General features: G+C 59.9%; 20 protein-coding genes. 6 read left to right on the forward strand and 14 right to left on the reverse strand.

What is annotated here, in order from left to right:
- The first annotated feature begins 31 nt into the window (after nt 1-31).
- Nucleotides 32-814 (forward strand): class I SAM-dependent methyltransferase, encoded by a 783-nt coding sequence (locus tag GHO25_RS18145; protein ID WP_153326164.1) that lies wholly within the window; start codon nt 32-34, stop codon nt 812-814.
- A 99-nt stretch (nt 815-913) separates the two neighbouring features.
- On the opposite strand, the gene GHO25_RS18150 is transcribed toward GHO25_RS18145, so the two are convergent.
- Nucleotides 914-1,552 carry a TetR/AcrR family transcriptional regulator gene (locus GHO25_RS18150; protein ID WP_153326166.1) on the reverse strand — a complete coding sequence of 213 codons (639 nt, stop codon included), beginning with the start codon at nt 1,550-1,552 and terminating at the stop codon, nt 914-916.
- Between the two features lie 90 nt (nt 1,553-1,642).
- On the opposite strand from GHO25_RS18150, the gene GHO25_RS18155 reads away from it, so the two are divergent.
- The gene (locus GHO25_RS18155; RefSeq protein ID WP_153391621.1) at nt 1,643-2,743 is read left to right on the forward strand and encodes an efflux RND transporter periplasmic adaptor subunit; all 1,101 of its coding nucleotides are present in this window, start codon (nt 1,643-1,645) and stop codon (nt 2,741-2,743) included.
- Nucleotides 2,744-2,748: 5 nt separating this feature from the next.
- Nucleotides 2,749-5,817 carry an efflux RND transporter permease subunit gene (locus tag GHO25_RS18160; protein ID WP_153391623.1) on the forward strand — a complete coding sequence of 1,023 codons (3,069 nt, stop codon included), beginning with the start codon at nt 2,749-2,751 and terminating at the stop codon, nt 5,815-5,817.
- A 121-nt stretch (nt 5,818-5,938) separates the two neighbouring features.
- Here GHO25_RS18160 and GHO25_RS18165 read toward each other — a convergent pair whose 3' ends face one another.
- Nucleotides 5,939-6,337 carry a YbaY family lipoprotein gene (locus tag GHO25_RS18165; protein WP_123749714.1) on the reverse strand — a complete coding sequence of 133 codons (399 nt, stop codon included), beginning with the start codon at nt 6,335-6,337 and terminating at the stop codon, nt 5,939-5,941.
- Nucleotides 6,338-6,420: 83 nt separating this feature from the next.
- Nucleotides 6,421-8,928 (reverse strand): glycerol-3-phosphate 1-O-acyltransferase PlsB, encoded by a 2,508-nt coding sequence (gene plsB / locus GHO25_RS18170; RefSeq protein ID WP_153391626.1) that lies wholly within the window; start codon nt 8,926-8,928, stop codon nt 6,421-6,423.
- Nucleotides 8,929-9,169: 241 nt separating this feature from the next.
- Here plsB and GHO25_RS18175 point away from each other — a divergent pair, with 241 nt between their 5' ends.
- Nucleotides 9,170-9,379 carry a cold-shock protein gene (locus tag GHO25_RS18175; RefSeq protein WP_048385582.1) on the forward strand — a complete coding sequence of 70 codons (210 nt, stop codon included), beginning with the start codon at nt 9,170-9,172 and terminating at the stop codon, nt 9,377-9,379.
- Nucleotides 9,380-9,477: 98 nt separating this feature from the next.
- Here the strand turns inward: GHO25_RS18175 and GHO25_RS18180 are convergent, their stop codons facing one another.
- The 4 genes from GHO25_RS18180 to GHO25_RS18195 all read right to left on the reverse strand — a co-directional run bounded on the left by GHO25_RS18180 (nt 9,478) and on the right by GHO25_RS18195 (nt 14,588).
- A complete protein-coding gene (locus GHO25_RS18180; protein WP_153326172.1) occupies nt 9,478-9,849 on the reverse strand; it encodes a hypothetical protein in 372 nt (123 codons plus the stop codon).
- Between the two features lie 80 nt (nt 9,850-9,929).
- Entirely contained in the window at nt 9,930-10,739 is an 810-nt protein-coding gene (locus GHO25_RS18185) for a putative RNA methyltransferase (protein WP_153391628.1), read from the reverse strand.
- Nucleotides 10,739-11,890, reverse strand: a complete 1,152-nt coding sequence (gene dapE, locus GHO25_RS18190; protein WP_048385577.1) for a succinyl-diaminopimelate desuccinylase — start codon at nt 11,888-11,890, stop codon at nt 10,739-10,741. Before dapE ends, GHO25_RS18185 begins: the two co-directional genes overlap by 1 nt.
- 106 nt (nt 11,891-11,996) lie before the next feature.
- Nucleotides 11,997-14,588, reverse strand: coding sequence for a glycosyltransferase (locus tag GHO25_RS18195; protein WP_048368115.1), 2,592 nt, complete (start codon nt 14,586-14,588; stop codon nt 11,997-11,999).
- Between the two features lie 276 nt (nt 14,589-14,864).
- On the opposite strand from GHO25_RS18195, the gene tcdA reads away from it, so the two are divergent.
- Entirely contained in the window at nt 14,865-15,677 is an 813-nt protein-coding gene (gene tcdA, locus GHO25_RS18200) for a tRNA cyclic N6-threonylcarbamoyladenosine(37) synthase TcdA (protein ID WP_048368114.1), read from the forward strand.
- Between the two features lie 80 nt (nt 15,678-15,757).
- On the opposite strand, the gene GHO25_RS18205 is transcribed toward tcdA, so the two are convergent.
- The 4 genes from GHO25_RS18205 to GHO25_RS18220 all read right to left on the reverse strand — a co-directional run bounded on the left by GHO25_RS18205 (nt 15,758) and on the right by GHO25_RS18220 (nt 18,872).
- Nucleotides 15,758-16,162, reverse strand: a complete 405-nt coding sequence (locus GHO25_RS18205) for a SufE family protein (RefSeq protein WP_153391630.1) — start codon at nt 16,160-16,162, stop codon at nt 15,758-15,760.
- The gene (locus tag GHO25_RS18210; RefSeq protein ID WP_153391633.1) at nt 16,159-17,364 is read right to left on the reverse strand and encodes an aminotransferase class V-fold PLP-dependent enzyme; all 1,206 of its coding nucleotides are present in this window, start codon (nt 17,362-17,364) and stop codon (nt 16,159-16,161) included. Before GHO25_RS18210 ends, GHO25_RS18205 begins: the two co-directional genes overlap by 4 nt.
- A gap of 62 nt (nt 17,365-17,426) precedes the next feature.
- A complete protein-coding gene (gene dapD / locus GHO25_RS18215) occupies nt 17,427-18,461 on the reverse strand; it encodes a 2,3,4,5-tetrahydropyridine-2,6-dicarboxylate N-succinyltransferase (protein WP_153326182.1) in 1,035 nt (344 codons plus the stop codon).
- 48 nt (nt 18,462-18,509) lie between these two features.
- The gene (locus GHO25_RS18220) at nt 18,510-18,872 is read right to left on the reverse strand and encodes an ArsC family reductase (RefSeq protein ID WP_048368107.1); all 363 of its coding nucleotides are present in this window, start codon (nt 18,870-18,872) and stop codon (nt 18,510-18,512) included.
- 237 nt (nt 18,873-19,109) lie between these two features.
- Here GHO25_RS18220 and GHO25_RS18225 point away from each other — a divergent pair, with 237 nt between their 5' ends.
- Nucleotides 19,110-20,759: a Na+/H+ antiporter gene (locus tag GHO25_RS18225; protein ID WP_048368106.1), complete on the forward strand. Its 1,650-nt coding sequence runs from the start codon at nt 19,110-19,112 to the stop codon at nt 20,757-20,759.
- A gap of 89 nt (nt 20,760-20,848) precedes the next feature.
- On the opposite strand, the gene dapC is transcribed toward GHO25_RS18225, so the two are convergent.
- Genes dapC through map form a run of 3 tightly spaced genes read right to left on the reverse strand, consistent with a single transcriptional unit; the run spans nt 20,849 to nt 25,593 of the window.
- Nucleotides 20,849-22,048 (reverse strand): succinyldiaminopimelate transaminase, encoded by a 1,200-nt coding sequence (gene dapC / locus GHO25_RS18230; protein ID WP_153391635.1) that lies wholly within the window; start codon nt 22,046-22,048, stop codon nt 20,849-20,851.
- Nucleotides 22,049-22,071: 23 nt separating this feature from the next.
- Nucleotides 22,072-24,771 carry a [protein-PII] uridylyltransferase gene (locus tag GHO25_RS18235; protein ID WP_153326186.1) on the reverse strand — a complete coding sequence of 900 codons (2,700 nt, stop codon included), beginning with the start codon at nt 24,769-24,771 and terminating at the stop codon, nt 22,072-22,074.
- Nucleotides 24,772-24,810: 39 nt separating this feature from the next.
- Nucleotides 24,811-25,593, reverse strand: coding sequence for a type I methionyl aminopeptidase (gene map / locus GHO25_RS18240; RefSeq protein WP_153391637.1), 783 nt, complete (start codon nt 25,591-25,593; stop codon nt 24,811-24,813).
- Between the last annotated feature and the right edge of the window lie 439 nt (nt 25,594-26,032).

The following is a 26,032-nucleotide window of genomic DNA, read 5'->3' on the forward strand; positions in this document are numbered from 1 at the left end:
GCCGATCATTAAATTTTTGAGCGTGTTTTAAATGATTGAGCAAGCAGCGGGCAGTCGTATCAAAGTCGAAGCGTTGGACGAGGCTTATCAGGCCCTGGCCGAGCAATGGGCTGAGCGCCTGGGGCTGCCGTTGGACGAGCCGCAGGCTGACTTTGCCTTGCAGATCGGCGACCAGGGTTTGCAGTTGCAACAGCTGGGCCCAGATGCCCCCGGCCCGGTGCGGGTCGACTTTGTTGAAGGCGGCGCAGCCCACCGGCGTTTGTTTGGTGGCGGTACCGGGCAAATGATCGCCAAGGCCGTGGGGATTCAGCAGGGCGTGCGCCCGCGCGTGCTGGATGCCACGGCGGGGCTGGGCAAGGACGCATTCGTGCTGGCGAGCCTGGGCTGCGAGATGAGCTTGATCGAACGCCAGCCCTTGATCGGCGCCTTGCTGGAAGACGGTTTGGCCCGTGGCCTGGACGACTTTGAGGTGGCGCCGATTGTGTCGCGCATGCACTTGCTCAAAGGCAATTCGATTGAGGTGATGCGCAACTGGGAAGGCGAGCCACCGCAGGTGATCTACCTCGACCCGATGTTCCCGCACCGAGAGAAAACCGCCCTGGTGAAGAAAGAAATGCGCCTGTTCCGCCCGTTAGTAGGGGATGACAACGACGCACCGGCCTTGCTTGAGGCGGCGTTGGCGTTGGCCACCCACCGCGTGGTGGTCAAGCGCCCGCGCAAGGCTCCGTGCATTGTCGGACCCAAGCCGAGCCACGCGCTGGACGGCAAATCGAGCCGTTACGACATCTACCCGAAGAAGGCGTTGAAGCCTTAAGCGCTATAAATCCCGCTGTAGGAGCGAGCTTGCCTCGCGATCTTTTGATCGTTAAAAAGATCGCGAGGCAAGCTCGCTGCTACAGGGGGTGTGGGCCTTTCAGTTCGCCCGATAAGCCCGCATAAACACTTCGACCACTTCCTGTATATGCGCCTCGGTTTCTTCGTCGGTCAGCACGCCGCCGTAGCCATATAGCAGGCGAAAGTTGGGTGAGCCCTTGAGCATGCAAAAGAAGTGCTCCGCCGCGTAATGCGCACGCTCAATGCGCAGGGCGCCGGTGTTGTGAATCTTGTTCAGCAGGCGCTCCATTTCCAGCACCACCCGCTCCGGCCCCGCCTCAAAAAAGATCTGCGACAGCTTCGGGTCCTGGGTGCCCAGGGTCACCATCAGTCGATGCAGGTTGAGCGACTCTTCGCTGTTGATCAGCGCCACAAACCCCCGGCCAATGGCGAGCAAGACCGTTTCAATCGGTACGCCGTCGGGCAGTTCAAAAAACAAATCTGGCAACTGTTCAGAGCACTTGGCGAGGATCGCCGAGGAGAACAGCGTCTCTTTGTCGGTGAAATGGCTGTAGACCGTCAGTTTTGAGACCCCCGCCAGGGTCGCGACCGCATCCATGCTGGTGTTGGCATAGCCATGGGTCAGAAACAGGGATTTCGCCGCATCAAGGATGGCCTGGCGTTTTGCCATGTCCTTGGGGCGTCCGAGTGCAGTGGGGGGTAAATGATCGTCAGACATAGCCGTTTATTACTGGACTGGTGAGTTTAGTATTAATAACATGCCGTCCAGTATAAATATTCCAAGCCTCATTAGCGAAAGGTCATCCCCATGTTGCGCCATGCCTTGCCCCGCGCTTTGCCTGTCTGTCTGGTGTTTTTGCTGTCTGCGTGTGGGCAGGAGCAGCCCGTCAAAGTCACTGTTAGCCCGGCGCTGGTGGTTCAGCCGCAGCCTTCGGCGTTGGCGATGCAAAGTTATCCGGGCGAGGTGCGGGCACGGTTTGACCCGCAACTGGCGTTCCGCATCGGCGGCAAAGTGACCAAGCGCCTGGTGGATGAAGGCGAGCGGGTCAAGGCGAATCAGCCGCTGGCAGAACTCGACCCGCAAGACGTACGGCTGCAACTGGATGCCACCCGCGCGCAAGTCACGGCGGGGCAGGCCAATTTGAACCTGGTGCGCGCCGAGCGTGATCGCTACAAAACCTTGCTCGACCGCCAGATGGTCAGCCGTTCGCAGTTCGACAATGCCGAAAACCTCTACCGCGCCGGTGAAGCCAAGCTCCAGCAGCTTAAGGCCGAGCAGGACGTGGCCAGCAATCAGGCCAGTTATGCCGTGTTGCGCGCGCCACAAGACGGCGTGATCGCTCAGCGTCAGGTAGAAGTGGGGCAAGTGGTGGCCGCCGGTCAAACCGTGTTTACCCTGGCTGCCGATGGCGAGCGTGAGGTGCTCATCAGCTTGCCGGAACAAGCCTTTGGCCGTTTCAAGATCGGCCTGCCGGTTAAGGTTGAACTGTGGTCGCAACCGGGCCAGCGCTTCAGTGGGCGGATTCGTGAGCTGTCGCCGTCTGCCGATCCAAAATCGCGCACCTTCGCCGCCCGAATCGCTTTCACCGAAGGCAAAGTCCCTGCCGAGCTGGGCCAAAGTGCCCGGGTCTTTATCCCGAGCGAAGGGGTGAGCCCCCTGTCGGTTCCGCTCTCGGCCCTGACCGCAGAAAACGGCGCGACCTATGTGTGGCGCGTTGGCCAGGGCAACAAACTGGAGCAGGTGCCTGTGCGGGTCGGGCCGTTTGGCGAGAATAGCGTGCCGGTGCTCGAAGGGCTCAAGGCCAATGACTGGATAGTCTCGGCTGGTGTGCATGTGCTGCATCAGGGGCAGGAGGTACGACCTATTGATCGTTCCAACCGAACGATCAATGTCGCGGTGAAGGAGTAATCCCGATGGGTTTCAACCTTTCCGCCTGGGCGCTGCGCAACCGCCAGATCGTGCTGTTTTTGATGCTGTTGCTGGCTGTGGTAGGTGCGCTTTCCTACACCAAGTTAGGACAAAGCGAAGACCCGCCGTTCACCTTCAAGGCCATGGTCATTCGTACCTTGTGGCCGGGTGCGACCGCTGAAGAAGTGTCGCGTCAGGTTACCGAGCGCATCGAAAAGAAGCTGATGGAGACCGGCGAATACGAGCGCATTGTTTCGTTTTCCCGGCCTGGCGAGTCGCAAGTGACCTTTATGGCCCGCGACTCGATGGACTCTTCGCACATCCCGGACCTGTGGTATCAGGTGCGCAAAAAAATCAGCGACATTCGCCATACCTTGCCGCCTGACGTGCAGGGGCCGTTTTTCAACGATGAATTCGGCACCACCTTCGGCAATATCTACAGCCTGAGTGGCGAAGGTTACGACTACGCGGTACTCAAGGACTACGCCGACCGCATCCAGATCCAGCTGCAACGGGTCAAGGATGTGGGCAAGGTGGAGTTACTCGGCCTGCAAGATGAAAAGATCTGGATCGAGCTGTCCAACCTTAAACTGGCGACCCTGGGCTTGCCTTTGGCGGCCGTGCAACAAGCCCTTCAAGAACAGAACGCGGTCTCGACCGCAGGTTTTTTTGAGACCCCGACCGAGCGCGTGCAATTGCGCGTCAGCGGTAATTTCAAAACCGTTGAAGAGATCGAGCGCTTCCCGATTCGGGTGGGTGAGCGCACGTTGCGCATCAGCGACGTGGCCGATGTGCGCCGTGGGTTCAATGATCCACCGGCACCGCGCATGCGCTTTATGGGGCAGGACGCTATCGGCCTGGCCGTGGCGATGAAAGACGGCGGCGACATTCTGGTGCTTGGCAAAGCCCTCGAAGTCGAATTTGAGCGCCTGCAAAGGAACCTTCCGGCGGGCATGAAACTGGCCAAGGTGTCGGATCAGCCCGCTGCGGTAAAAACCAGCGTCGGCGAATTTGTCCAGGTGCTGGTGGAGGCCCTGGCGATCGTGTTGCTGGTGAGTTTCTTCTCGCTGGGCGTACGTACCGGCATGGTGGTGGCCCTGACCATCCCGCTGGTGCTGGCGATGACATTTGCCACCATGCATTACTTTGGCATCGGCCTGCACAAGATCTCGCTGGGCGCGCTGGTGCTGGCGCTGGGCCTGCTGGTGGACGACGCGATCATTGCCGTTGAAATGATGGCGATCAAGATGGAGCAGGGCTACGACCGGCTCAAGGCAGCGAGTTTTGCCTGGACCAGCACCGCGTTCCCCATGCTCACCGGCACGCTGATCACGGCGGCGGGCTTTTTGCCGATTGCCATGGCGCAGTCGAGCACCGGGGAATACACCCGCTCGATTTTCCAGGTGGTCACCATCGCGCTGCTTGCGTCGTGGATCGCTGCCGTAGTGTTTGTGCCGTATCTGGGCGCGTTGCTGTTGCCGGATCTGGCCAAGCTGCATGCCGCCAAACACGGCACCGGCGCGGGCGCTCCGGACCCGTATGGCACACCGTTTTATCAGCGCATTCGACGTTTGGTGGAGTGGTGCGTACGCCGCCGCAAAACCGTGATCGCGCTGACCGTGCTGCTGTTTTTGGGTTCGGTGGTGCTGTTCAAGTTTGTCCCGCAGCAGTTCTTCCCGGCCTCCAGCCGCTTTGAACTGATGGTCGACCTGAAGCTGGCCGAAGGGGCCTCGCTGAGCAACACCACGGAACAGGTCAAACGCCTGGAAAACCTGCTCAAGGATCACCCTGGCATCGAAAACTACGTGGCCTACGCGGGCACCGGTTCGCCGCGCTTTTACTTGCCGCTGGACCAGCAGTTGCCGGCCGCCAGCTTTGCCCAGTTTGTGGTGCTGGCCAAGACCATTGAAGACCGCGAAAGCCTGCGCACCTGGCTTATTGATACCTTGAACGAGCAATTCCCCACGGTGCGTGCGCGGGTCACCCGTCTGGAAAACGGCCCGCCTGTGGGCTATCCGGTGCAGTTCCGGGTGACCGGCGAACACATCGAAGAAGTCCGGGCGCTGGCGCGGAAAGCGGCGGCCAAGGTGCGCGAAAATCCGCACGTGGTGAACGTGCACCTGGACTGGGAAGAACCGAGCAAGGTGGTGTACCTCAATGTTGATCAGGACCGGGCGCGGGCGTTGGGCGTAAGCACCGCCAACCTGTCGCGGTTTCTGCAAAGCACCTTGCTGGGCTCGACCGTCAGCCAGTACCGCGAAGACAACGAGTTGATCGAGATCTTGCTGCGCGGCACCCCTCAGGAGCGGACCGAGTTGTCGTTGCTGCCGAGTTTGTCGGTGCCCACCGACAACGGCCAGAGCGTTGCCCTGTCGCAAATCGCAACGCTGGAATATGGCTTCGAAGAAGGCATCATCTGGCACCGCAACCGCTTGCCAACAGTCACCGTGCGCGCTGACATCTACGGCAAGGAGCAACCGGCCACCTTGGTACAGCAGATTTTGCCAACCCTGGAAGGGGTTCGCGCTGAACTGCCGGATGGCTATTTGCTGGAAGTGGGCGGCACCGTGGAAGACTCCACACGCGGCCAGGACTCGGTGAAAGCCGGCGTGCCGCTGTTTATCGTGGTGGTGCTGACGTTGCTGATGGTGCAACTGCGCAGCTTCTCGCGCATGGCGATGGTGTTTTTGACCGCGCCGCTGGGGTTGATCGGTGTGACCCTGTTTTTGCTGGTGTTCAACAAGCCGTTTGGCTTTGTGGCGATGCTCGGCACCATCGCTTTGTCGGGGATGATCATGCGTAACTCGGTGATCCTCGTGGACCAGATCGAGCAGGACAAGGCGGCGGGGCTGGCCCCGTGGCAGGCGATTATTGAAGCGACAGTGCGGCGGTTCCGACCGATTGTGCTGACCGCCCTGGCGGCGGTGCTGGCGATGATTCCGCTGTCACGCAGCGTGTTCTTCGGCCCGATGGCGGTGGCGATCATGGGCGGCCTGATCGTGGCCACGGCTTTGACGCTGCTGTTCTTGCCAGCGCTGTATGCCGCGTGGTTCAGGGTGAAAAAGCCTGAGTGAGGGCTAAAGAACCTGTGGGAGCGGGCTTGCTCGCGATGCTGGCGGTGCGGTGGTTCTGCATGTCCGCGTTGCTGCCATCGCGAGCAAGCCCGCTCCCACAGGGGAATAAGCAATTAGTTGCTTAACGCACCTGATCGACGCGCAAGCGAATCGGTTGCAGGGTTTTGGCGTTCAGGTCAACGCTGTTGCGTTCGGTGCTGATAAACAGCAATTTACCGTCTTCTTCGATCCGCGCGCTCACCGCATAGGTGTGCCCTGGCTTGACGTCTGCCGGATCATAGGTGAGGTGGAACGGCAGTGGCACCTGGCCTTTGATGGTGCCGCTTTGCTTGGCCAGGGTCACGGCCGGGGCGTCGGCCAGCGACACGTCTTGCAGGCTCACTTCAAGGGTGGCGGTGGGCGGCAGGGCGATGCGTTGCAGGTAAAACACTTCGCCGTCGAGGGTGGCTTGCGGAGTGGAGTTCATCGAGCTGCAGGCTCCGAGCAAGGCCGTGAGGCTGAGTAAAAGGATTTTTTTCATGGCAGTTTCCAAAGGGCTAAAAGAATAAAGTCGCCGATGTGCACACCCGGCCAATCACTGTATGAGTAGTCGGGTGTTCTTGGTTAAGGCGTTTTTTCGAGCGGCGGTGGTGGTTGGTCTTGTGCATCTTCACTGCGATGCAGTGCCACCTGGCGGATCGACAGGCGAATCTCAGGCGGCAGCACGCGTTTAGCCGCGCCTTCGGCCAGTTCACCCAGCACTTCACGATAGCTCAGCTTGCCGTTGGCATCGCGGCGCAGCACGTCTTGCTCCAGCAATGTCTCGATAAAGTGACGGAACAGGCTCTTGTCGAAAAACTCGGGGGCGTTGAGCCCGTGCAGGATCGACAGGCGCTGGGCCATCATCGTGCACAGGTCTTCCAGTTCTTCACTGCTCAATGTGTTCTGGCCGCAGTTAAGCAGCAGCGAGATGGCCATGTAGAAGCGCTGCAAGGTTTGCGCAATGCTCTTGGACAGCAGCGTCAGCAGCACAAAGTGCCGTGAGCTGGGGGCCGGGCGCAGGTAAATGTCGTTTTCGAAGCGCAGCAACCCTTGCTCGACAAAGGCTTCAAGCCATTGATCAACCACACCGTCGAGCTCGTCCAGTGACCAGCGGATAAACAGCTCCGATTGCAGGTACGGGTACAGCGCGCGGGTGTAGCGCAGGATTTGCTCGCGGGTCATGCGTGACGAGCTTTGGAAGAAGCTGGTCAGCAAGGCGGGCAGGGCAAAGATGTGCAGCACGTTGTTGCGGTAGTACGTCATCAATACCGCGTTCTGCTCATCCAGATAGAGGATTTTGCCCAGCGCGTCACTTTGCTCAGACAGCAGGTCCATGGCTTTGACGTGTTCGATCAAGGCCTGGCCATCGCCTTCGGGCAGGGTGGTGTGGGGCGAGTAAGGCACACGCCGCAGCAACGCCAGGTACAGGTCCAACACCCGCGCCATCGCCCGGTCGTCGAGCGCCAGTTTGCTGGTCGACAACAAGGCCAGCGCCACCAGGTTGACGGGGTTGATCGCCGCGGCTTCGTTGAGGTGCCGGGCGACTTTCTCGCCCAGGCGGTTGGTGGTGGCATTCAACCAGTCAGGCCGGTACAGCGGTGCCAGCTCTTGCTTGCGCCAGTCGGGTTGTTCCTGATCGAGAAACTCCGCCAGTTTGATCGGCTCGCCAAAGTTGACCGCCACCTGGCCAAACTTCTGTTTCAGAGCGCCGATGACTTTGAAGATGTCGAAAATCGATTCTTTTTTCTTGCTCGCGCCGCGCAGTTCGCCCAGGTACGTGCGGCCTTCGAGCACGCGCTCGTAGCCGATGTACACCGGGACAAAGACGATGGGGGTGCGTGAAGAACGCAAGAAGCTGCGCAGGGTGATGGCCAGCATCCCGGTTTTCGGTTGCAGCATACGCCCGGTGCGCGAGCGCCCGCCTTCCACGAAGTACTCCACCGGGAAGCCTTTGGTGAACAGGGTGTGCATGTACTCATTAAACACCGAGGTGTACAGCGGGTTGCCCTTGAACGTGCGGCGCATGAAAAACGCCCCGCCGCGCCGTAGCAGCGGGCCGATCACCGGCATGTTGAGGTTGATCCCGGCGGCAATGTGCGGCGGGGTCAGGCCGTTGCGAAACAGCAAGTAGGACAGCAGCAGGTAGTCAATGTGGCTGCGGTGACACGGTACGTAGATGATCTCGTGGCCTTGGGCGACGTCTTGCACGCCCTTGATGTCGTTGACTTTGACGCCGTCGTAAATCTTGTTCCAGAACCAGCTCAGGATCACTTCAAAGAAGCGGATGGCGGTGTAGGTGTAGTCCGAGGCTATTTCATTGGCGTAGCGCAGGGCCTGGGCCTTGGCTTTTTCCGGGGAAATATTCTCGCGCTGGGCCTCATCGAGGATGGCCTGACGAACCGCGGGCTCATTGACCAGGCCTTTGACCAACGTGCGCCGGTGCGAGAGGTCGGGGCCGATGGTGGAGATTTTAAGGTTACGAAAATGCACACGCAAAATGCGTTGGGCCATGCGCACCGTACGCTCGTGACCTTTGTTGAGGTCGATCAGCTCGCGCAAATGGATCGGCGCAGAGAACTGCACACGGGTTTTTCGACCCAGAATCAGAATGCGTAACAGGCGGCGTAGACGCCCGGTAACCGCCCAGCTGTCGGCAAACAGCAGCTTCCATGGGCTGGACTCGCTGTCGGGTGATTGGCCCCAGAACACGCTGACCGGAATGATTTGTGCATCCTCAGTCGGGTTGTGGGTCAAGCCATCGACCAGACGGGTCAACGTGGGCGGCGCGCCGCGTTTGTCCTGGCGGCCGAGCCAGTCGGGCTCGGGGGTCAGGTAAAAGAACGCAGCGGGTTCAGTCATGGCCCCGACGGCAACGGGCAATACCGGGCGTGGCAGACCCACTTTGGTGCACTCGGCATCGACTACCGCCAGTTCGGTGATCGACGGCGATTGCAGGACGTAGAACACCGGTCGGCTGCGGTCCAGGCTCAGCGCCAGGGAGGACTGGTTAATAGTCTCCGAACGTACCCACAGGTACAGCAAGCGACGCAGGGCGCCAAAGACGAGACGGTGGAATGGGGAGCGGGTCATACGGCTTCTGCGTTAGTGGATTAAAACGAGTGTTTACTCGGGTTGGTAGTGTGCCGTATCTCTGGAAAATCGGCAAAAAAGCAGCGAACTAATATTGATTGAGTGTTCTTCGCGCTGACATATACTCGACCCTCTTTCGCCTTATGGCGTAAGACAAGGTCTTGGAAAGTTAAGTTCGAGTAAAAGTTCTTGGCGGGCCAACCAATGCGCCCATTCAAAAAATAAAAAGGGGGAAGGATCTATGAGCACACGTTTGACTGGCAATGTGAAATGGTTCAACGACGCCAAAGGCTACGGTTTTATCCAGAGTGAAAGCGAGGGTGATGTGTTTGTGCATTACCGCGCGATTCGCGGTGAAGGCCATCGCTCCTTGACCGAAGGCCAGCAGGTTGAATACACCCGCGTGGCCGGTAACAAAGGGTTTCAGGCAGAAGACGTGGTAGGGCTGTAACCCCACAAAACGTGTAGGAGCGAGCTTGCCTCGCGATCTTTTGATCCTTTAAAAAGATCGCGAGGCAAGCTCGCTCCTGCAGGGTATTGCTGTATGGATCAGGACGTGCGCCAGGTGATTTCTTCTTCGCCGTCTGCGCTGACGCGGATCCAGCGGTCGGCGTCTTCTTCGCCTTCTTCTTCAATCCAGGTGCCCGGTGCGCAACGGACTTCTTCGTTCAATGCCTTGAAGGCGTCACGGGCGCAGGCGATGTCGTCGTCCCACGGCGTTTGGTCGCTTTCCAGGTACAAGCTGCTCCACTTGCCCACGGCCTTTGGCAACCAGATCACTGGAACAGTGCCGGCGGTGCATTTCCATGTTTGGCCTTTTTGTACCCACTCCGTGCATTCGCCCAGCGCTGTGCTAAGCCATGCGGCAATTTCTTTGTGGGTGGCGTCCTTCAGGTAAATCTCAATATCGGGCTGGCGCATGGATGGTCCTCACTGCGTGTCTGAAAAATCCATTCGCGGATTCGTCGGGCCTGCCGCTGGGGTGGCTGGCCGTAAAAGGGTTATTGAAGCACGAAATAATCGTAACGCATGGACACCGTCACCTTTAAAGGCTCCGGGTCTTCGATGACCTGTGCCCGGCGTTCGGCACTGGCGCGCCAGCCGTGCGGGGTCATGGCCAACAAGTTGGCGCGGTCCTGGGGCTCGCTCAGGCTTAAGGTGAACTCCAGTGTTTCACTGTGTTGCAACTGCATGCCGTCCGGCACCAGGGCCAAATGCTTGTTGTCGCTGTAGTCGCGCACCTCGTCGTAGAGCCGCTCACGCAGCTCCATCAGGTGGCCACGGGTCGGGCCTACGCGCATCAAACCGCCGCCGGGGCTGAGCAAACGCTTGGCTTCAAGCCAGTCGAGCGGGCTGAATACGCTGGCAAGGAACTGGCAACTGGCATCAGCCATCGGCACCCGCGCCATGCTGGCGACCAGCCAGCTCAGGTTCGGGTTGCGCTTGCAGGCGCGCTTGACCGCTTCACGGGAGATGTCCAGGGCGTAACCGTCGGCATTGGGCAAGGCGTCGGCGATTTGCGCGGTGTAGTAGCCTTCGCCACAGCCGATGTCGAGCCAGCGCTGCGGGGCACGCTCGGCGGCCAGTTCGGCCAGACGCTTGGCAACCGGCGCATAGTGGCCTGCGTTGAGGAAATCGCGGCGGGCTTCAACCATGGCCTGGTTGTCACCAGGGTCGCGGCTGTTTTTGTGCTGCACCGGCAACAGGTTCAAATAACCCTGGCGGGCACGGTCAAAGCGATGGCCCGCGGGGCAGGCCACGCCATTGTCGAGCGCCGTCAGCGGCGCTGCGCAAATAGGGCAAGCGAGCATCAGGCGAGCAACTTGATCAGGGTGTGGTAGTAGATCTCGGTCAGCACGTCGAGATCGCTGGCCAGTACCCGCTCGTTGACCTGGTGGATGGTCGCGTTGACCGGGCCCAGTTCAACCACTTGCGTGCCCAAGGTGGCGATAAAACGCCCGTCCGAGGTGCCGCCGCTGGTGGAGGCTTTGGTTTCGCGGCCGGTAACCTGTTTGATGCTCGACGATACGGCGTCCAGCAGGGCGCCCGGCTCGGTCAGGAACGGCAGGCCGGACAGCGCCCACTCGATGTGCCAGTCCAGGCCGTGCTTGTCGAGGATATCAGCGACGCGCTGCTGCAAGCCTTCAACGGTGGACTCGGTCGAGAAACGGAAGTTGAAAACCGCCACCAGATCACCGGGGATCACGTTGGTCGCGCCGGTGCCCGAGTTGAGGTTGGAGATCTGGAAGCTGGTCGGCGGGAAGAACGCGTTGCCGTCATCCCAATGCTCGGCGGCCAGTTCAGCCAGCGCCGGTGCCGCCAGGTGGATCGGGTTCTTGGCCAGGTGCGGGTAGGCAACGTGACCCTGAACACCGCGAACGGTGAGTTTGGCGCCCAGCGAGCCACGACGGCCGTTTTTCACCACGTCACCGACCAGGGTGGTGCTCGACGGTTCGCCAACGATGCACCAGTCCAGACGCTCGTTGCGCGCGGCAAAACGTTCGACCACCGCCTTGGTGCCGTGGTGGGCCGGGCCTTCTTCATCGCTGGTGATCAGAAACGCAACCGAACCCTTGTGGTCCGGGTAGTCCGCAACAAAGCGCTCAGCGGCGACCAGCATGGCCGCGAGGCTGCCCTTCATGTCGGCGGCGCCGCGTCCGCAGAGCATGCCGTGTTCGTCGATCACTGCGTCAAACGGGTCGTTCTGCCAGGCGTGCACCGGGCCGGTCGGCACCACGTCGGTGTGGCCGGCGAAGCACAGCACCGGGCCTTCGTGTTTACCGTGGGTGGCCCAGAAGTTATCAACGTCTTCGATGCGCATCGGTTCCAGCTTGAAGCCGGCATCACCCAGGCGTTGCATCATCAGCTTCTGGCAGTCGGCGTCGATCGGCGTCACAGAAGGGCGACGGATCAGATCGCAGGCAAGTTGCAGGGTCGGCGAAAGGTCGGCATGGGCCGTCATGATAGGGACTCCGAAGCGGGACAAGTGCGGGCGGCACGGCACAAAAGGGCGGTTATCTTAAAGCAAAACGGCGGCCAGAGGCCGCCGTTTAGAGGTTGCGTGCAATTTATGCCGCGGGTTGCTCCTGCTCGGCTTCAACAGGCTTAGGCAGGGACGAGGTGAAGGCCATGATCAGCGCCGCCAGATACGGTAGCGATTGCACCATCAGCATCACCACCCAGAAGCGCATGTCGTTGCTCGGCAGGCCCTGGACCAGGAAGATCCCGAGCGCTGCACCCCACAGCAACAGCATGATGAAGACTTCTTCGCGGGCTTCCGAAATGGCCACCCAAAAGCCGTGGTTGTCGGCGTTTTTAGGCGTACGGAAGAACGGAATGCTGGTGGTGAAGAAGCCGTACAGCACCGCTTTGGCAATGGTGTGCGACAACGCCAGGCCTGCCAGGGCTGCGGCAAACGCGTCCTTGAGGTTGACCCCCACGGCGCGGCGGTACAAGAAGATGATCTTGCCGACCTTGAACACAAACAGCGCCAACGGCGGGATGGCGAAAATCAGCAACGGCGGGTCAACCCGCGTCGGCACAATAATCATCGCCGCCGACCACAGCAGGGCGCCCACCGTGAAGAAAATATTCATGCCGTCAGCCACCCACGGCAACCAGCCCGCGAGGAAGTGGTAACGCTGGCCACGGGTCAGTTCGGTGTTTTTGCCCAGCAGCAGGCTCGACGCGTGACGCTTGATGATCTGAATCGCCCCATAGGCCCAGCGGAAGCGCTGTTTCTTGAAGTCGATAAAGGTATCGGGCATCAGCCCCTTGCCGTAGCTGTTGTGGGAATAGGCTGCGGAATAGCCTTTTTCGAACACCCGCAGGCCCAGCTCGGCGTCTTCACAGATGCACCAGTCAGCCCAGCCCAGCTCTTCGAGCACCGAGCGACGGGTCATGGTCATGGTGCCGTGCTGAATGATCGCGTCACGGTCGTTGCGGGTCACCATGCCAATGTGGAAGAAGCCTTTGTATTCCGAGTAGCAGAGCTTCTTGAAGGTGCTTTCACTGTGGTCGCGGTAGTCTTGCGGCGACTGCACGATGGCGATTTTAGGGTCGGCAAAGTGCGGCACCATGTGCTTGAGCCAGTTGCGATCGACGCAGTAATCGGAGTCGATGACCGCGATCACTTCGGCGTCTGGTGCGGTGTGCGGGATCAAGTAGTTCAGCGCGCCGCCCTTGAAGCCGGCCAGCGGTGCCACATGGAAAAACTTGAAGCGCGGGCCCAGGGTGGCGCAGTAGTCACGCACCGGTTCCCACACCGCCGGGTCTTTGGTGTTGTTGTCGATCAGCAACACTTCGAAGTCCGGGTAGTCGAGGTTGGCCAGCGCGTTGAGCGTCTGTTTGACCATCTCTGGCGGCTCGTTGTAACACGGCACATGAATCGAGACTTTCGGGCGGTAGGCATCGTCGCTTTCGACCGGTAAAAACTCACGGCGCCGCTTGCGAATCCAGACCGCTTCAGCCAGTTCATGGGCCTCGGTGAGCAGCACAATAAACACCCCGAGCGCGCCCAGCCCGAGCAGGAAGCCCACTGTCAGGCTGAACCAGGTGCTGTATTGCTGGCTGTAGTCGTAGCCGATCCATACCAGCGCCGAACCACACAGGAATGCGGTAAAGGTCAGGAAGGTACGGCCACGTTGACGCAAGGCCGAGCCGTCGATCAGCAGCAAGGCCAGCGACAGCAAGCCCATCACCACCGAGCCAATGGCCAGTACGCGCCACTGCGGGATAGCAACCACCGGGCCTTCAAAGTTGAATTTTTGCTGGCGGGCGGCGTTGAATACACCCCAGTACGCGCCTACCGAACCTTCATCGCTGGCCTTCCACGGCTGGTCGAAGGCTTCGATCACGAAGTAGTTGTAGCCGCGACGGTTCAGGTTGTTGACCAGCGTACGCAGGTAAATGGCCTGGTCAGCCGGTGACGCGTCAGCGCCACCGCGCATGCGGCCGTTGCTCGGCCAGCCGACCTCGGAGAGCAGTAGCGGTTTTTTCGGGAAGAGCTTTTTCAGGTCGCGGGCGCGGTCCAGAACAAACTGGCCAGCTTTGTCGACCGGGATAAATTCCCAGTACGGCAGGATGTGCGCGGCGATCAGGTCAACGTGCTTGGCCAGTTGCGGGTATTTCTCCCAAATGTGCCATTGCTCAGACGTTGTCACCGGGACTTTAACTGCGGCCCGCACCCGGTCCAGCAGCACGGCGAGGTCTTCGGGGGTGATTTCTTCGCGAAACAGCGCTTCGTTACCGACCACGACCCGTACGACGCTGCGCGAGTTATTGGCCAGTTCGATGGCTTTTTGAATTTCGCGCTCGTTGCGCTCCAGATCAGGGCTGATCCAGATGCCGAGGGTCACCCGCAGACCGAACTCTTCCGCCAGCTTGGGAATGTCGCCCAAAGTGCCGTCGACCGAGTAGGTACGAATGTTGTCGGTCAGTTTGCTCATGATCTCCAGGTCGCGACGCATTTCATCGTCGGTCGGGTACTGGTCCTTTTGCGGGTACTGGCCTTGTTGAAACGGCGAGTACGAAAAACCGGAGATCTGATCAGGCCAGTTGGGGGCGGATACCGGGCGGTTAATCAGCGCCCAGAAGCCTGTGAAGAGGGCAGCGATGGCCAGCACGACCACCAGGTTGAGTCCAAATTTACGCGATGACATAACGTTTTCGGGTTCCAAAAGGAGTGGAACGAAGATCGATCGGCAGGTGCCAAACGGCGCGCATCCTACACTGCGCTCTGACCTACCGTACAGCGCACGGAATCAGGTCGCGCATTGGGCAGCTAGAGCACTCTTAAGTTCTTTCTTTGTTGCTTGTAGCTCTTGTCTTGTTAACTAGTGGGTCATTAAAGCAGTGTTGGTCGCATAGAGCTTGGTAAAGATACTCAACGGCCCGCATGCCCCCTATAATGCGCGCCGGTTTTTGGGGTGTTGGTGATGAGTACAGAAGATCCACGGTTTGCCGGCGTCGCCCGGTTATATGGGCTGCAAGGCCTGGAACGACTGCGTGCAGCGCACGTGGCAATTGTGGGCGTGGGCGGTGTCGGCTCGTGGGCGGCCGAGGCCATTGCCCGCTGCGGCGTCGGCGAAATCTCGTTGTTCGACCTCGATGACGTGTGCGTCAGCAACAGCAACCGCCAGTTGCACGCGCTGAGCTCGACCATTGGTCGGGACAAAGTCGAAGTGATGGCGGAGCGCCTGCGCGAGATCAACCCGGAGTGCACCGTGCATGCGGTGGCGGATTTCGTGACCCGCGAAACCATGGCTGAATACATCACCCCGAACATTGACTGCGTGATCGACTGTATCGACAGCGTCAATGCCAAGGCGGCGCTGATTGCCTGGTGCAAGCGGCGCAAGATCCAGATCATCACCACGGGCGGTGCGGGCGGGCAAATTGACCCGACCCTGATTCAGGTCTGCGACTTGAACCGTACTTTTAATGACCCGCTGGCCTCGAAAGTGCGTTCTACCTTGCGCCGCGATTACGGCTTTTCGCGCACGGTAACCCGTCATTACAGCGTGCCGTGCGTGTTTTCGACCGAGCAACTGCGCTATCCCAAGCCTGACGGCAGCATTTGCCTGCAGAAGAGTTTTGTCGGCGATGGCGTGAAGCTCGATTGCGCTGGCGGTTTTGGTGCCGTGATGATGGTTACCGCGACCTTCGGCATGGTCGCGGCCACCAAGGCCGTGGACAAGATCGTGGCCGGCGTGCGCCGACCTTCAGAGAAGGTCAAGGCCAAACCCTGAGTTGTAGGAGCGAGCTTGCCTCGCGATCTTTTTAAACGATCAAAAGATCGCGAGGCAAGCTCGCTCCTACAGGGTCAGTGTTAAGCAGACAACTCGCGCATCCGCTGCAACACCGCATTCAGCCCGTTGCTGCGCGATGGCGACAACTGGCGGCTCAGGCCAAGCTGGTTGAACCAGTCGGGCAGGTCTACGTGGTGCAGCGCCTCGCTGGACAAGCCATTGACCCGCGCCAGCAGCAACGCCACCAACCCGCGAATCAAGCGTGCATCGCTGCTGGCAGCAAATTGCCAGTGGCCGTCTTTTAATTCACCCACCAACCACACCTGGCTTTCACAGCCGTGCACGCGGTTGGCCTCGGTTTTGTCGGCCTCGGCCAACTCGGGCAAGCGTTGGCCCCATTGCATCAGCAGGCTGGCGCGTTGTTCCCAACTGGCGCAGTGTTCAAAGCTGTCGAGGGCGGCCTGAGCCTCAGCGGGCAGGGTCATTGCAGCAACTCCAGGGCCTGGTCGAGGGCATCGAAAAAGCGTTGCAGGTCATCTGAGTCGTTGTACAGCGCCAGCGACACGCGGATGGCGCCTGCCAAGCCAAGGCTTTTCAGCAGGGGCATGGCGCAATGATGCCCGGCCCGCACGGCAATGCCTTGCTCGGTCAACAAGTGGGCAAGGTCGGCGTTGTGCACGCCCTCGACCACAAAACTCACCAGTGCCAGTTGCGGCGAGCCCAGCAGGCGAATGCCGGGGCGCTGTTGCAGGCCTTCAATCAGCAGCGCGTGCAACGCGGCTTCGTGAGCGTCGACGGCGCTCTGGTCGAGGCTGCTCAGGTAGCTCAGGGTCGCGCCCAAGCCAATCACGCTGGCAATCGGCGGTGTACCGGCTTCAAAGCCCAGCGGGGCAGGGCGGAAGGTGGCGTGCTGGTAGTCGGCGTCCTGGACCATCTCGCCGCCAAACTGCCAGTGCTTGAGGCTGGCCAGTGCGCCATGGCGGCCAAACAGAACGCCCAGCCCGTCCGGGCCGTACAGTTTGTGGCTGGAAAACACATAGAAGTCGCAGCCCAGCGCATTCACGTCCTGACGGCCATGGACCACGCCTTGGGCCCCATCGACCACGGTCAAGGCGTTCTGCGCTTTGGCCAGGGCCAGCAACTCAGGCAAGGGCTGCCATACTCCGAGCACGTTAGACAACTGGCTGACAGCCAGCAGGCGGGTGCGCGGGGTAATCAGGCGGGTGGCGGCGTTAAGGTCGATCACGCCGTCGGCATCCAGCGGCAACACCACCAGGGTTAACTGCTGACGCTGGGCAAGCTGCTGCCAGGGCAGCAGGTTGGCGTGGTGCTCCAGGGCGCTGATGACAATCTCATCGCCCGGATTGAAAAGGTGTTCCAGCCCGTAAGCCAGAAGGTTCAGTGCCGAAGTGGCACCGTGGGTAAAGACTATTTGCCCGCAGTCAGCCGCGTTGAGCCATTGGGCGACTTTGCAGCGCGAGTTCTCAAACGCCTGAGTGGCATGCGCGCCAGGCAGGTGCTGGGCTCGGTGCACATTGGCGGCGCCACTGGCGTAGTAGTGCGTCAGTGCGTCGAGCAGGGCTTGAGGTTTTTGCGTGGTGGCAGCGTTGTCCAGATAAGTCTGGTCCTGACGTTGCAGGGCGGCGATGGCCGGAAAGTCAGCGCGCCAGGGAGAAGGCAAAAGCATGGTGTTCAAGGCTCTGTTGACGAGGCGGCAAGCAGCCAGCCCCGTCAGTGGCAGACAAACGCTTAGTTGTGAGCGTGCAGCGCTTCGTTCAGCTCGATGGCCGACTTGTGGGTTTTGCATTCCACAGCGCCGGTTTCTGAGTTGCGACGGAACAACAGGTCTGGTTGACCGGCCAGTTCACGGGCTTTGACGACTTTAACCAGTTGGTTGTTTTCGTCCAGCAGCGCGACTTTGGTGCCCGCGGTCACGTACAGGCCCGACTCAACAGTGTTGCGGTCGCCCAATGGAATGCCGATACCGGCGTTGGCGCCGATCAGGCAGCCTTCGCCCACTTTGATCACGATGTTGCCACCGCCCGACAGAGTGCCCATGGTCGAGCAACCGCCGCCCAGGTCCGAACCCTTGCCGACGAAGACGCCCGCCGAAACACGGCCTTCGATCATGCCCGGGCCTTCGGTGCCGGCGTTGAAGTTGACGAAACCTTCGTGCATTACTGTGGTGCCTTCGCCGATGTAGGCGCCCAGACGGATACGCGCGCTGTCAGCGATACGCACGCCAGCCGGTACCACGTAGTCGGTCATTTTCGGGAACTTGTCGACCGAGAACACTTCCAGCAGTTCGCCACGCAGGCGGGCTTCGAGTTGGCGCTCAGCCAGCTCGCCCAGGTCGATGGCGCCCTGGCTGGTCCAGGCCACGTTCGGCAGCAGCGGGAACACGCCCGCCAGGCTCAGGCCGTGCGGCTTGACCAGACGGTGGGACAGCAGGTGCAGCTTCAGGTAAGCCTCCGGGGTGGAGGTCAGAGCGGCGTCTTCGGCCAGCAGGGTGGCAACCAATGGCTTGTGGCTTTCGGCCAGGCGGGTCAGCAGCGCGGCCTGGGCAGCGTCAACCGGCTTGACGGCTTCAGCCAGTTGCGCGGCTTGAGCGGTGGTGAAGGTGATTGCCTGATTGCCACCGGTGTAGCCCAGGATCGGCGCGATCGCAGCGATCAGTTCGGCCGACGGGTTGATCAGCGGTTGTGCGTAGAACACTTCCAGCCAGGCGCCTTGACGGTTTTGAGTGCCGACACCGAAGGCCGCGCTGAATAGGGTAGTAGACATGCAATTACCTCGTACAAAAAAAGAAGGGGCGGGCTTTAGCCAGTTGGCTCAGAGAAGGGCCGCCGCATAAAGATCAGGCTTGAAGCCAATCAGGGTTTTATTACCGAGATCGAGCACCGGGCGCTTGATCATCGAGGGTTGGGCGAGCATCAGCTCAATGGCTTTCGCTTGGTCGAGATCGGCTTTCTGTTCGTCTTCGAGTTTGCGAAAGGTAGTGCCTGCGCGGTTGAGCACAACTTGCCAACCGTGCTCGTCGCACCATTGAGTCAGGTGTTCACGGTCGATACCGCTGCTTTTGTAATCATGGAAGTCATAACGCACGTCATGTTCATCCAGCCAGGTGCGAGCCTTTTTCATGGTGTCGCAGGCCTTGATGCCGAAAAGGTGCAACGTCTTGCTCGAATCGGTCACTGAATTGCCCCTCCTTTGGAGATGCGTGGAAATAAGCGGTGGCGGATTATGCCATGGGCGAGGCGCTTGAGCGCAGGCTGCCTGCAACCTTGGCAGGATCTTGTGACAGGTAGTCGCATTGAGACTTATGTTCAAGGTCGACGTCAGCCATTTGAAGCTACTATGAGGCTGGATCTAAAATTGTTGCTAGCTGTGTTTGAATTCAGTTAACGCTGATTGTTCGGGAATTTTGTTGATATGCAAACCGCCTATACCGTACTCATCCTGCTGATGTTAGTAGGAGTCTCGCGTTTATTGGGGCGTGTGATCCCTTTACCTCTGCCGTTGGTGCAAATTGCTGCGGGTGCCGTGTTGGCCTGGCCAACCCTGGGCTTGCACGTTGCACTGGACCCGGAGCTGTTCCTGTTTCTGTTCTTGCCGCCGTTGCTGTTCTCGGATGGTTGGCGCATGCCCAAGCGTGAATTCTGGCGTTTGCGTGGGCCGATTCTGACCTTGGCAGTGGGTTTGGTGCTGTTCACCGTGGTCGGGGCGGGTTACTTCATTCATTGGCTCTTGCCGACGATTCCCTTGCCGGTGGCGTTTGCCCTGGCTGCTGTACTGTCACCTACGGACGCCGTGGCAGTGTCGGCCATTTCCCAGAATCGCCTGCCTGGCCCGCTGATGCATATGCTCCAGGGCGAAGCCCTGATGAACGACGCCTCGGGCCTGGTGACGTTCAAATTTGCCCTGGTTGCAGCCATCACCGGGGTGTTTTCGCTGACCAATGCTAGCCTGACCTTTGTACTGGTGGCCTGTGGCGGCCTGGCCATCGGTGTGGCGCTGAGCTGGCTGGTGGGGCGCCTGCGGGCCTGGATGATCGGTCGCGGCTGGGATGACCCGGCGACCCACGTCGTGTTTATGTTGCTGCTGCCATTTGCCGCTTATGTATTGGCCGAGCGCTTGGGTGCCTCGGGCATTTTGTCAGCGGTGGCGGCGGGGATGATGCAAAGCTGGCTGGATCTTTTGCCGCGTCAAACCAGTACGCGCCTGCTTAATCGCAGCGTGTGGGGGCTGCTGGAGTTTGCCTTCAATGGCCTGATCTTCCTGCTGTTGGGCTTGCAACTGCCAGACATCATCAAGGCGGTGGTCAGCCACGAAACGACCTTGTGGCCGACTCTGTTTTATCGCTGCCTGGACGTGGTGGCGATATTTCTGGTGCTGCTGGCGCTGCGCTTTATCTGGGTGCAGAGCATCTGGCGCCTGTTTGGTCTGCTGCGTCGCTGGCGCGGCAAGGGCGACCTGACCCTGGTGCCGACGGCGCGTTCATGCTGGTTGCTGACGGTGGGCGGTGTGCGCGGTGCGGTGACGTTGGCCGGTGTGATGTCGGTGCCGTTGTTGATCAGCGCGGGGGTGGACTTCCCTGAGCGCGACCTGCTCATCTTTATTGCGGCGGGAGTGATTTTGCTGTCGCTGGTGGCGGCGTGTATCGCCTTGCCTTTGTTGTTGCGCGGCATCCCAAAGAGCCCGGACGACGCCATGCGCAAAGAAGTGCGCGAAGCCTGGCGGCGCACGGCAGAGGCGGCGATTCACGCGCTGGAAGCCGAAGACGTGGTTGAGCCGGCCGATAGCCCGCAAGACGCGGCCCAAGCAGCACTGGCGGCTGAATTGAAGGCGCGGATCATGTCTGAATACCGCCATCAGCTCGAAGTGTTTAATGACTCGGCTGAAGCGCAGGCGTTGGCCTCGCAGATGGACCTGCTGGAAAGCCGCTTGCGCCTCAAGGCGCTCAGGGCGCAGCGTCTGGAGCTGTACAGCTTGCGTCGCCACCATGAGATCGGCGATGACGTGCTCAGCGAGATTTTGCGTGATCTGGATTTGAGCGAAGCGAATCTGGGGACGGTGAAGTAAGGCAGCGGTTACTGTAGGAGCGAGCTTGTCTCGCGATCTTTTGATCGTCTAAAAGATCGCGAGGCAAGCTCGCTCCTACAGATTTGGGTTTAGCGGCGGCGCTGGATGAAGTCGCGGATCCGCTCGGCGGCTTCTACGCATTCGGCCAATGGCGCGACCAGGGCCATGCGCACGCGCCCGGCACCCGGGTTGAAGCCGTCGACTTCGCGTGACAGGTAAGAACCCGGCACCACAGTCACGTGTTCTTCAGCGAACAGGTCGCGGGAGAATTCCGTGTCATCCCCTACGACATTCGCCCACAGATAAAACCCGCCATCCGGGCGCTGTACATCCAGTACCGGCGTCAGAATATTAAGCACGGCATCGAACTTGGCGCGGTACAGGTCGCGGTTGTCGCGCACGTGTTCTTCGTCGTTCCAGGCAGCAATGCTCGCCAGCTGGGTTTGCACCGGCATGGCGCAGCCATGGTAGGTGCGGTACAGAAGGAACGCCTTGAGGATCTCGGCATCACCGGCGACAAAGCCCGAGCGCAGGCCCGGCAAGTTTGAGCGCTTGGACAGGCTGTGGAAGACCACGCAGCGCTTGAAGTCTTCGCGGCCCAAGGCCACGCACGCGCTGAGCAAGCCTTCTGGCGGGGTTTGCTCGTCGAAGTAGAGTTCGCTGTAGCATTCGTCGGCAGCAATCACGAAGTCGTGCTCATCAGCCAGTGCAATCAGCTTTTCCAGAGTTGCCAGCGGGATCAAGGCCCCGGTCGGGTTGCCCGGCGAGCACAGGAACAGGATCTGGCAGCGCTTCCAGGTCTCGACCGACACCGAGTCGAAGTCCGGGTTAAAGCCTTGTTCAGCCAGGCACGGCAGGTAATGCGGCTTGGCACCGGCCAAAAACGCGGCCCCTTCGTAGATCTGGTAGAACGGGTTCGGGCTGATCACCAGGCCGTCGTCGCTGCGGTTGACCACGGTTTGGGTGAAGGCGAACAGCGCTTCACGGGTGCCGTTGACGGGCAGGATGTTGCGCGCCGGGTCCAGCCAGGCAGCCGGCACGTTAAAACGGCGCTCGGCCCAGCCACCAATCGCTTCGCGCAGGGCAGGGATGCCGAGGGTGGTCGGGTAGACCGCCATCTGGTCGAGGTTGTCTGCCAGGGCCTTGGCCACGAAATCGGGCGAGCGGTGTTTCGGTTCGCCAATAGACAGCGCAATCGGGCGCTTATCGGCGTTGGGCTGCACGCTACCCAGCAGGGCACGCAGTTTTTCGAACGGGTAAGGCTGCAACTGGTTTAGAGCGTTGTTCATTGGGTGCGGGTCTCACTCGGCGGCTAGATGCTCAGGCGCCAGGTTGGGGTTGAGTCTTTGTTGACCGTTAGTTGCTCCACGATGGCTTCCTGCAAACGTATGCACAGTTGTGGGTCAGACAATGGCTGATTGTTTTCGTCGGTAATGAAGAAGACGTCTTCGACGCGCTCGCCCAAGGTGGCGATCTTGGCGTTCTGCAACGACAGGTCGAACTCCAGGAAGATCATCCCGATGCGCGCCAGCAGGCCTGGACGGTCCGGGGCGCTGAGTTCCAGTACGGTGACCGGGCGCTGGGCGTCGTTGTGGATCGTCACTTGCGGCGGGAAAGCAAAGTGTTTGAGCTGGCGCGGTACCCGGCGCTGGATGATGTTCGGGTAGTCGTCCGGGTTGCGCAGGGCTTCGGTCAGGCCTTTGCGGATTTTTTCGATGCGCTCGGGGTTATTGCCGATCGAGTCGCCGTCGTTGTCGAGCACGATGTAGGTGTCGAGGGTGAACTGGCTGCTGGAGGTAATGATGCGCGCGTCATGAATGTTGAGGTTGAGCTGGTCCATGGCTGCCACGGTCACGGCGAAGAAGTCGTGCTGGTCGGGCGCATAAATGAAGATCTGCGTACCGCCCTCGAAATCGCGCTGGGTGGTTTCCTTGATCAGCACCAGCGGGCCGCCGTCTACAGGTTGCTGCAGGATGGCTTCGGTGTGCCAGGCCACATCGGCCGAGGTGTGGCGCAGGAAGTAGTCATCGCCCAGTTGCGACCAGAGCTGCTCTACATCGTCCTGATCGTTGCCGTTGCGCACCAGCACGTCCAGCGCGGCGCTTTGCGTCTGGCGAATTTGCTCTTCGCGATCAACCGGGTTTTCCAGGCCGCGACGCAGAGCACGCTTGGTTTCGGTGTAGAGCTGGCGCAACAGGCTCGCGCGCCAGGAGTTCCACAGCGTCGGGTTAGTGGCGTTGATGTCGGCCACGGTCAGCACATATAAGTAGTCGAGATGGGTTTCGTCGATCACAGTCTGGGCAAAGTCATGGATGACTTGCGGGTCTGACAGGTCTTTGCGCTGGGCGGTGGTCGACATCACCAGGTGGTTTTGCACCAGCCATACGATCAGCCGTGTATCCCAGGCGGGCAGGTGATGACGAATGCAGAAGGCTTCTGCGTCCACTGCGCCAATCTCCGAGTGGTCGCCGTGGCGGCCTTTGCCGATATCGTGGTACAGCCCGGCGAGGTAAATCAGCTCAGGTTTGGGCAGTTTGGCCATGAGTTTGCTGGCCAGCGGGAATTTCTCCGAGACCTGGGTGTACTGCAATTTGCGCAGGTGCTTGATCAGGTTCAGGGTGTGCGCATCGACCGTATAGATGTGGAACAGGTCGTGCTGCATTTGCCCGACGATAAAGCCGAATTCCGGCAGGTAACGTCCGAGAATGCCGTAGCGGTTCATCCGGCGCAGGTTACGATGGATGCCGATTTTGCATTTGAACAGCTCGATAAACAGGCTGGTGTTACGGATGTCACTGCGAAAATCATCGTCGATCAGGTAGCGGTGTTCGCGCAGCAAGCGGATGGTGTCAGCCCGCACGCCTTTGATGTCGGGGTGCTGCGCCATCAGCAGGAAGATTTCGAGCATGGCGAACGGCGTGCGCTTGAACACGTTGTTGCTGGTGGCTTCGATGTAGCCGTCGTGCAGTTGAAAGCGCGAGTTGATCGGCGTCGGTGGCGCTTCGTCTTCCGGGGCCAGGATCACTTCTTCGAAATGCTGGATGATCAGGTCGCTGAGCTGGGCAATGCTCATGACCACCCGGTAATACTGCTGCATGAAGTTTTCGATGGTCTGCTTGGTGTCTTCGCCGGTAAAGCCGAGCAATTCGGCGATGCTGCGTTGATGGTCAAACAGCAGGCGGTCTTCGGCGCGGCCAGCGAGCATGTGCAGGGCGTAACGGACCTTCCAGAGAAACTCCTGGGAGGAAGAGAGCAGGTCGTGTTCGCTTTCGACCAGGAAACCTTCACCAGCGAGGGCGCGCAAATTCAGGGTGCCGTACTGGCGACGGGCTACCCACAAGATGGTCTGAATATCGCGCAGGCCGCCGGGCGAGCCTTTGACGTTGGGCTCAAGGTTGTATTCGGTGTCGTTGTACTTGTGGTGCCGGGCTTTTTGCTCGGCACGCTTGGCCAGAAAGAATTCCTTGCTGGGCCACATGTGTTCGGTGCTGGTGACTTCGAGCATGCGTTGACGCAAGCGCTCGGGCCCAGCAATGGTGCGGCTTTCGATAAGGTTGGTGATGACAGTCAGGTCGGCTCGGGCTTGCTCTGCACATTCGTCGACCGAGCGTACGCTCTGGCCGACTTCCAGACCGATGTCCCACAGCAGGGTCAGAAACCGCTCGATGGAATCTCGGAAGATCTCATGGTCTGCGTTGTCGAGCAGGATCAGCAGGTCGATGTCGGAGTAGGGGTGCAATTCGCCCCGGCCATAACCGCCCACCGCGACCAGGGCGATATCGGCCTGGTCGCTCCAACTGAACTGGTCCCACGCTTGTTGCAGGATGTTATCGACGAACCAGGCGCGGTCCTCGATCAATCGTCGAATATCGCGGCCTTTGCGAAAGCGTTCGTCGAGCACTTCGCGTGCCTGGCGGATCGCCTTTTTGAAAGCGGCAATCGGGCTTGCCTTTAATGCCAATTCGGCCTGGAACTGGCCGCGGTCAAAAAGTTCGGGATCCACCTGCGGCATCGATTGGCTTTCCTGTCGTGGGATGTGTGGGGGTTACTGTCAGGCCGAAACCCGCGGGATGGTGTCATCGCTGCGCAGGGTGAAGATTTCGTAACCGGTGTCGGTCACCAGCAGGGTGTGTTCCCACTGCGCAGACAGCTTGCGGTCCTTGGTGATCGCCGTCCAGCCATCGCCCAGTACTTTAGTGTCGGCTTTGCCCTGGTTGATCATTGGCTCGATGGTGAACGTCATGCCAGCCTTGAGTTCCATGCCGGTGCCCGCGCGCCCGTAGTGCAGGATTTGCGGCTCTTCGTGGAACACCTTGCCAATACCATGACCGCAGAACTCGCGAACCACCGAGAAGCCGTTCTTTTCGGCGTGCTTTTGAATCACTTCACCGATATCGCCCAGGCGGCAGCCAGGCTTGACCAGTTCGATGGCCTTGTACATGCATTCCTGGGTCACTTGCGACAGGCGCTCAGCCCAGACCGGCACTTTGCCGACATGGAACATGCGGCTGGTGTCGCCGTGATAGCCGTCTTTGATAACGGTGACGTCGATGTTAAGGGTGTCGCCTTCCTTCAGCGCCTTGTCACCCGGAATGCCGTGGCAGACCACGTGGTTGATCGAGGTGCAGATCGACTTGGGGAAGCCTTTATAGTTGAGCGGCGCAGGGATGGCCTGTTGCACATTGACGATATAGTCATGGCAAATGCGGTCCAGCTCTTCGGTGGTGACGCCGGGTTTAACGTGTTCAGCGATCATTTCCAGTACGTCGGCGGCCAGTTTGCCGGCGACACGCATTTTTGCGATGTCCTCGGGAGTTTTGAGGGTGACGGTCATACAGGCTCTCTTCGCGCGTAAGCGCTCATCAACGGGGTTGCGGGTGTGTGACGAGTTATTTCAGCTACACACCGCCATAAAAACGCGATTCTACCAGACGGTCGGCTGTAAACATGAGCCTTGCGCCATCGCTTCTATTAATAGAGTGGGGCATTCTGGCCCTATTCCAAGGCTCTAGCAAAAGGAAGGGGCGGCTTTTGATCCGGGATTTTGATCTGCCTGCCTCGCGGTAAGGGCTAAATCGGTGAAATGCCGTTGTGCAGTTAACGGGCACACCACAGATCAAAAGATCGCGAGGCAAGCTCGCTCTTATCAAGCATAAAATAAGTTATTGATTCTAAAGGCCTTGTAGGAGCGAGCTTGCCTCGCGATCTTTTGATCTTGATCCAGCTTGTGATCTTGATCTAAGAGGCCCCGTTAAACCACGCTGTCCGAACGC

It is taken from the genome of Pseudomonas sp. FSL R10-1350 (genome assembly GCF_009600525.1).
GTDB classification, from domain to species: domain Bacteria; phylum Pseudomonadota; class Gammaproteobacteria; order Pseudomonadales; family Pseudomonadaceae; genus Aquipseudomonas; species Aquipseudomonas helleri.

What these genes read in the sequence shown, in the direction of transcription:
- dapE (WP_048385577.1), bottom strand. Translation starts at nt 11,890, where the DNA reads ATGACGGCCCATGCCGACCTTTCGCCGACCCTGCAACTTGCCTGCGAT.
- GHO25_RS18145 (WP_153326164.1), top strand. Translation starts at nt 32, where the DNA reads ATGATTGAGCAAGCAGCGGGCAGTCGTATCAAAGTCGAAGCGTTGGAC.
- GHO25_RS18150 (WP_153326166.1), bottom strand. Translation starts at nt 1,552, where the DNA reads ATGTCTGACGATCATTTACCCCCCACTGCACTCGGACGCCCCAAGGAC.
- GHO25_RS18205 (WP_153391630.1), bottom strand. Translation starts at nt 16,162, where the DNA reads ATGACCCTGCCCGCTGAGGCTCAGGCCGCCCTCGACAGCTTTGAACAC.
- GHO25_RS18235 (WP_153326186.1), bottom strand. Translation starts at nt 24,771, where the DNA reads ATGCCGCAGGTGGATCCCGAACTTTTTGACCGCGGCCAGTTCCAGGCC.
- map (WP_153391637.1), bottom strand. Translation starts at nt 25,593, where the DNA reads ATGACCGTCACCCTCAAAACTCCCGAGGACATCGCAAAAATGCGTGTC.
- GHO25_RS18210 (WP_153391633.1), bottom strand. Translation starts at nt 17,364, where the DNA reads ATGCTTTTGCCTTCTCCCTGGCGCGCTGACTTTCCGGCCATCGCCGCC.
- GHO25_RS18185 (WP_153391628.1), bottom strand. Translation starts at nt 10,739, where the DNA reads ATGCTCGCTTGCCCTATTTGCGCAGCGCCGCTGACGGCGCTCGACAAT.
- plsB (WP_153391626.1), bottom strand. Translation starts at nt 8,928, where the DNA reads ATGACCCGCTCCCCATTCCACCGTCTCGTCTTTGGCGCCCTGCGTCGC.
- GHO25_RS18180 (WP_153326172.1), bottom strand. Translation starts at nt 9,849, where the DNA reads ATGCGCCAGCCCGATATTGAGATTTACCTGAAGGACGCCACCCACAAA.
- GHO25_RS18225 (WP_048368106.1), top strand. Translation starts at nt 19,110, where the DNA reads ATGCAAACCGCCTATACCGTACTCATCCTGCTGATGTTAGTAGGAGTC.
- tcdA (WP_048368114.1), top strand. Translation starts at nt 14,865, where the DNA reads ATGAGTACAGAAGATCCACGGTTTGCCGGCGTCGCCCGGTTATATGGG.
- GHO25_RS18195 (WP_048368115.1), bottom strand. Translation starts at nt 14,588, where the DNA reads ATGTCATCGCGTAAATTTGGACTCAACCTGGTGGTCGTGCTGGCCATC.
- GHO25_RS18160 (WP_153391623.1), top strand. Translation starts at nt 2,749, where the DNA reads ATGGGTTTCAACCTTTCCGCCTGGGCGCTGCGCAACCGCCAGATCGTG.
- GHO25_RS18175 (WP_048385582.1), top strand. Translation starts at nt 9,170, where the DNA reads ATGAGCACACGTTTGACTGGCAATGTGAAATGGTTCAACGACGCCAAA.
- GHO25_RS18155 (WP_153391621.1), top strand. Translation starts at nt 1,643, where the DNA reads ATGTTGCGCCATGCCTTGCCCCGCGCTTTGCCTGTCTGTCTGGTGTTT.
- dapC (WP_153391635.1), bottom strand. Translation starts at nt 22,048, where the DNA reads ATGAACAACGCTCTAAACCAGTTGCAGCCTTACCCGTTCGAAAAACTG.
- GHO25_RS18165 (WP_123749714.1), bottom strand. Translation starts at nt 6,337, where the DNA reads ATGAAAAAAATCCTTTTACTCAGCCTCACGGCCTTGCTCGGAGCCTGC.
- dapD (WP_153326182.1), bottom strand. Translation starts at nt 18,461, where the DNA reads ATGTCTACTACCCTATTCAGCGCGGCCTTCGGTGTCGGCACTCAAAAC.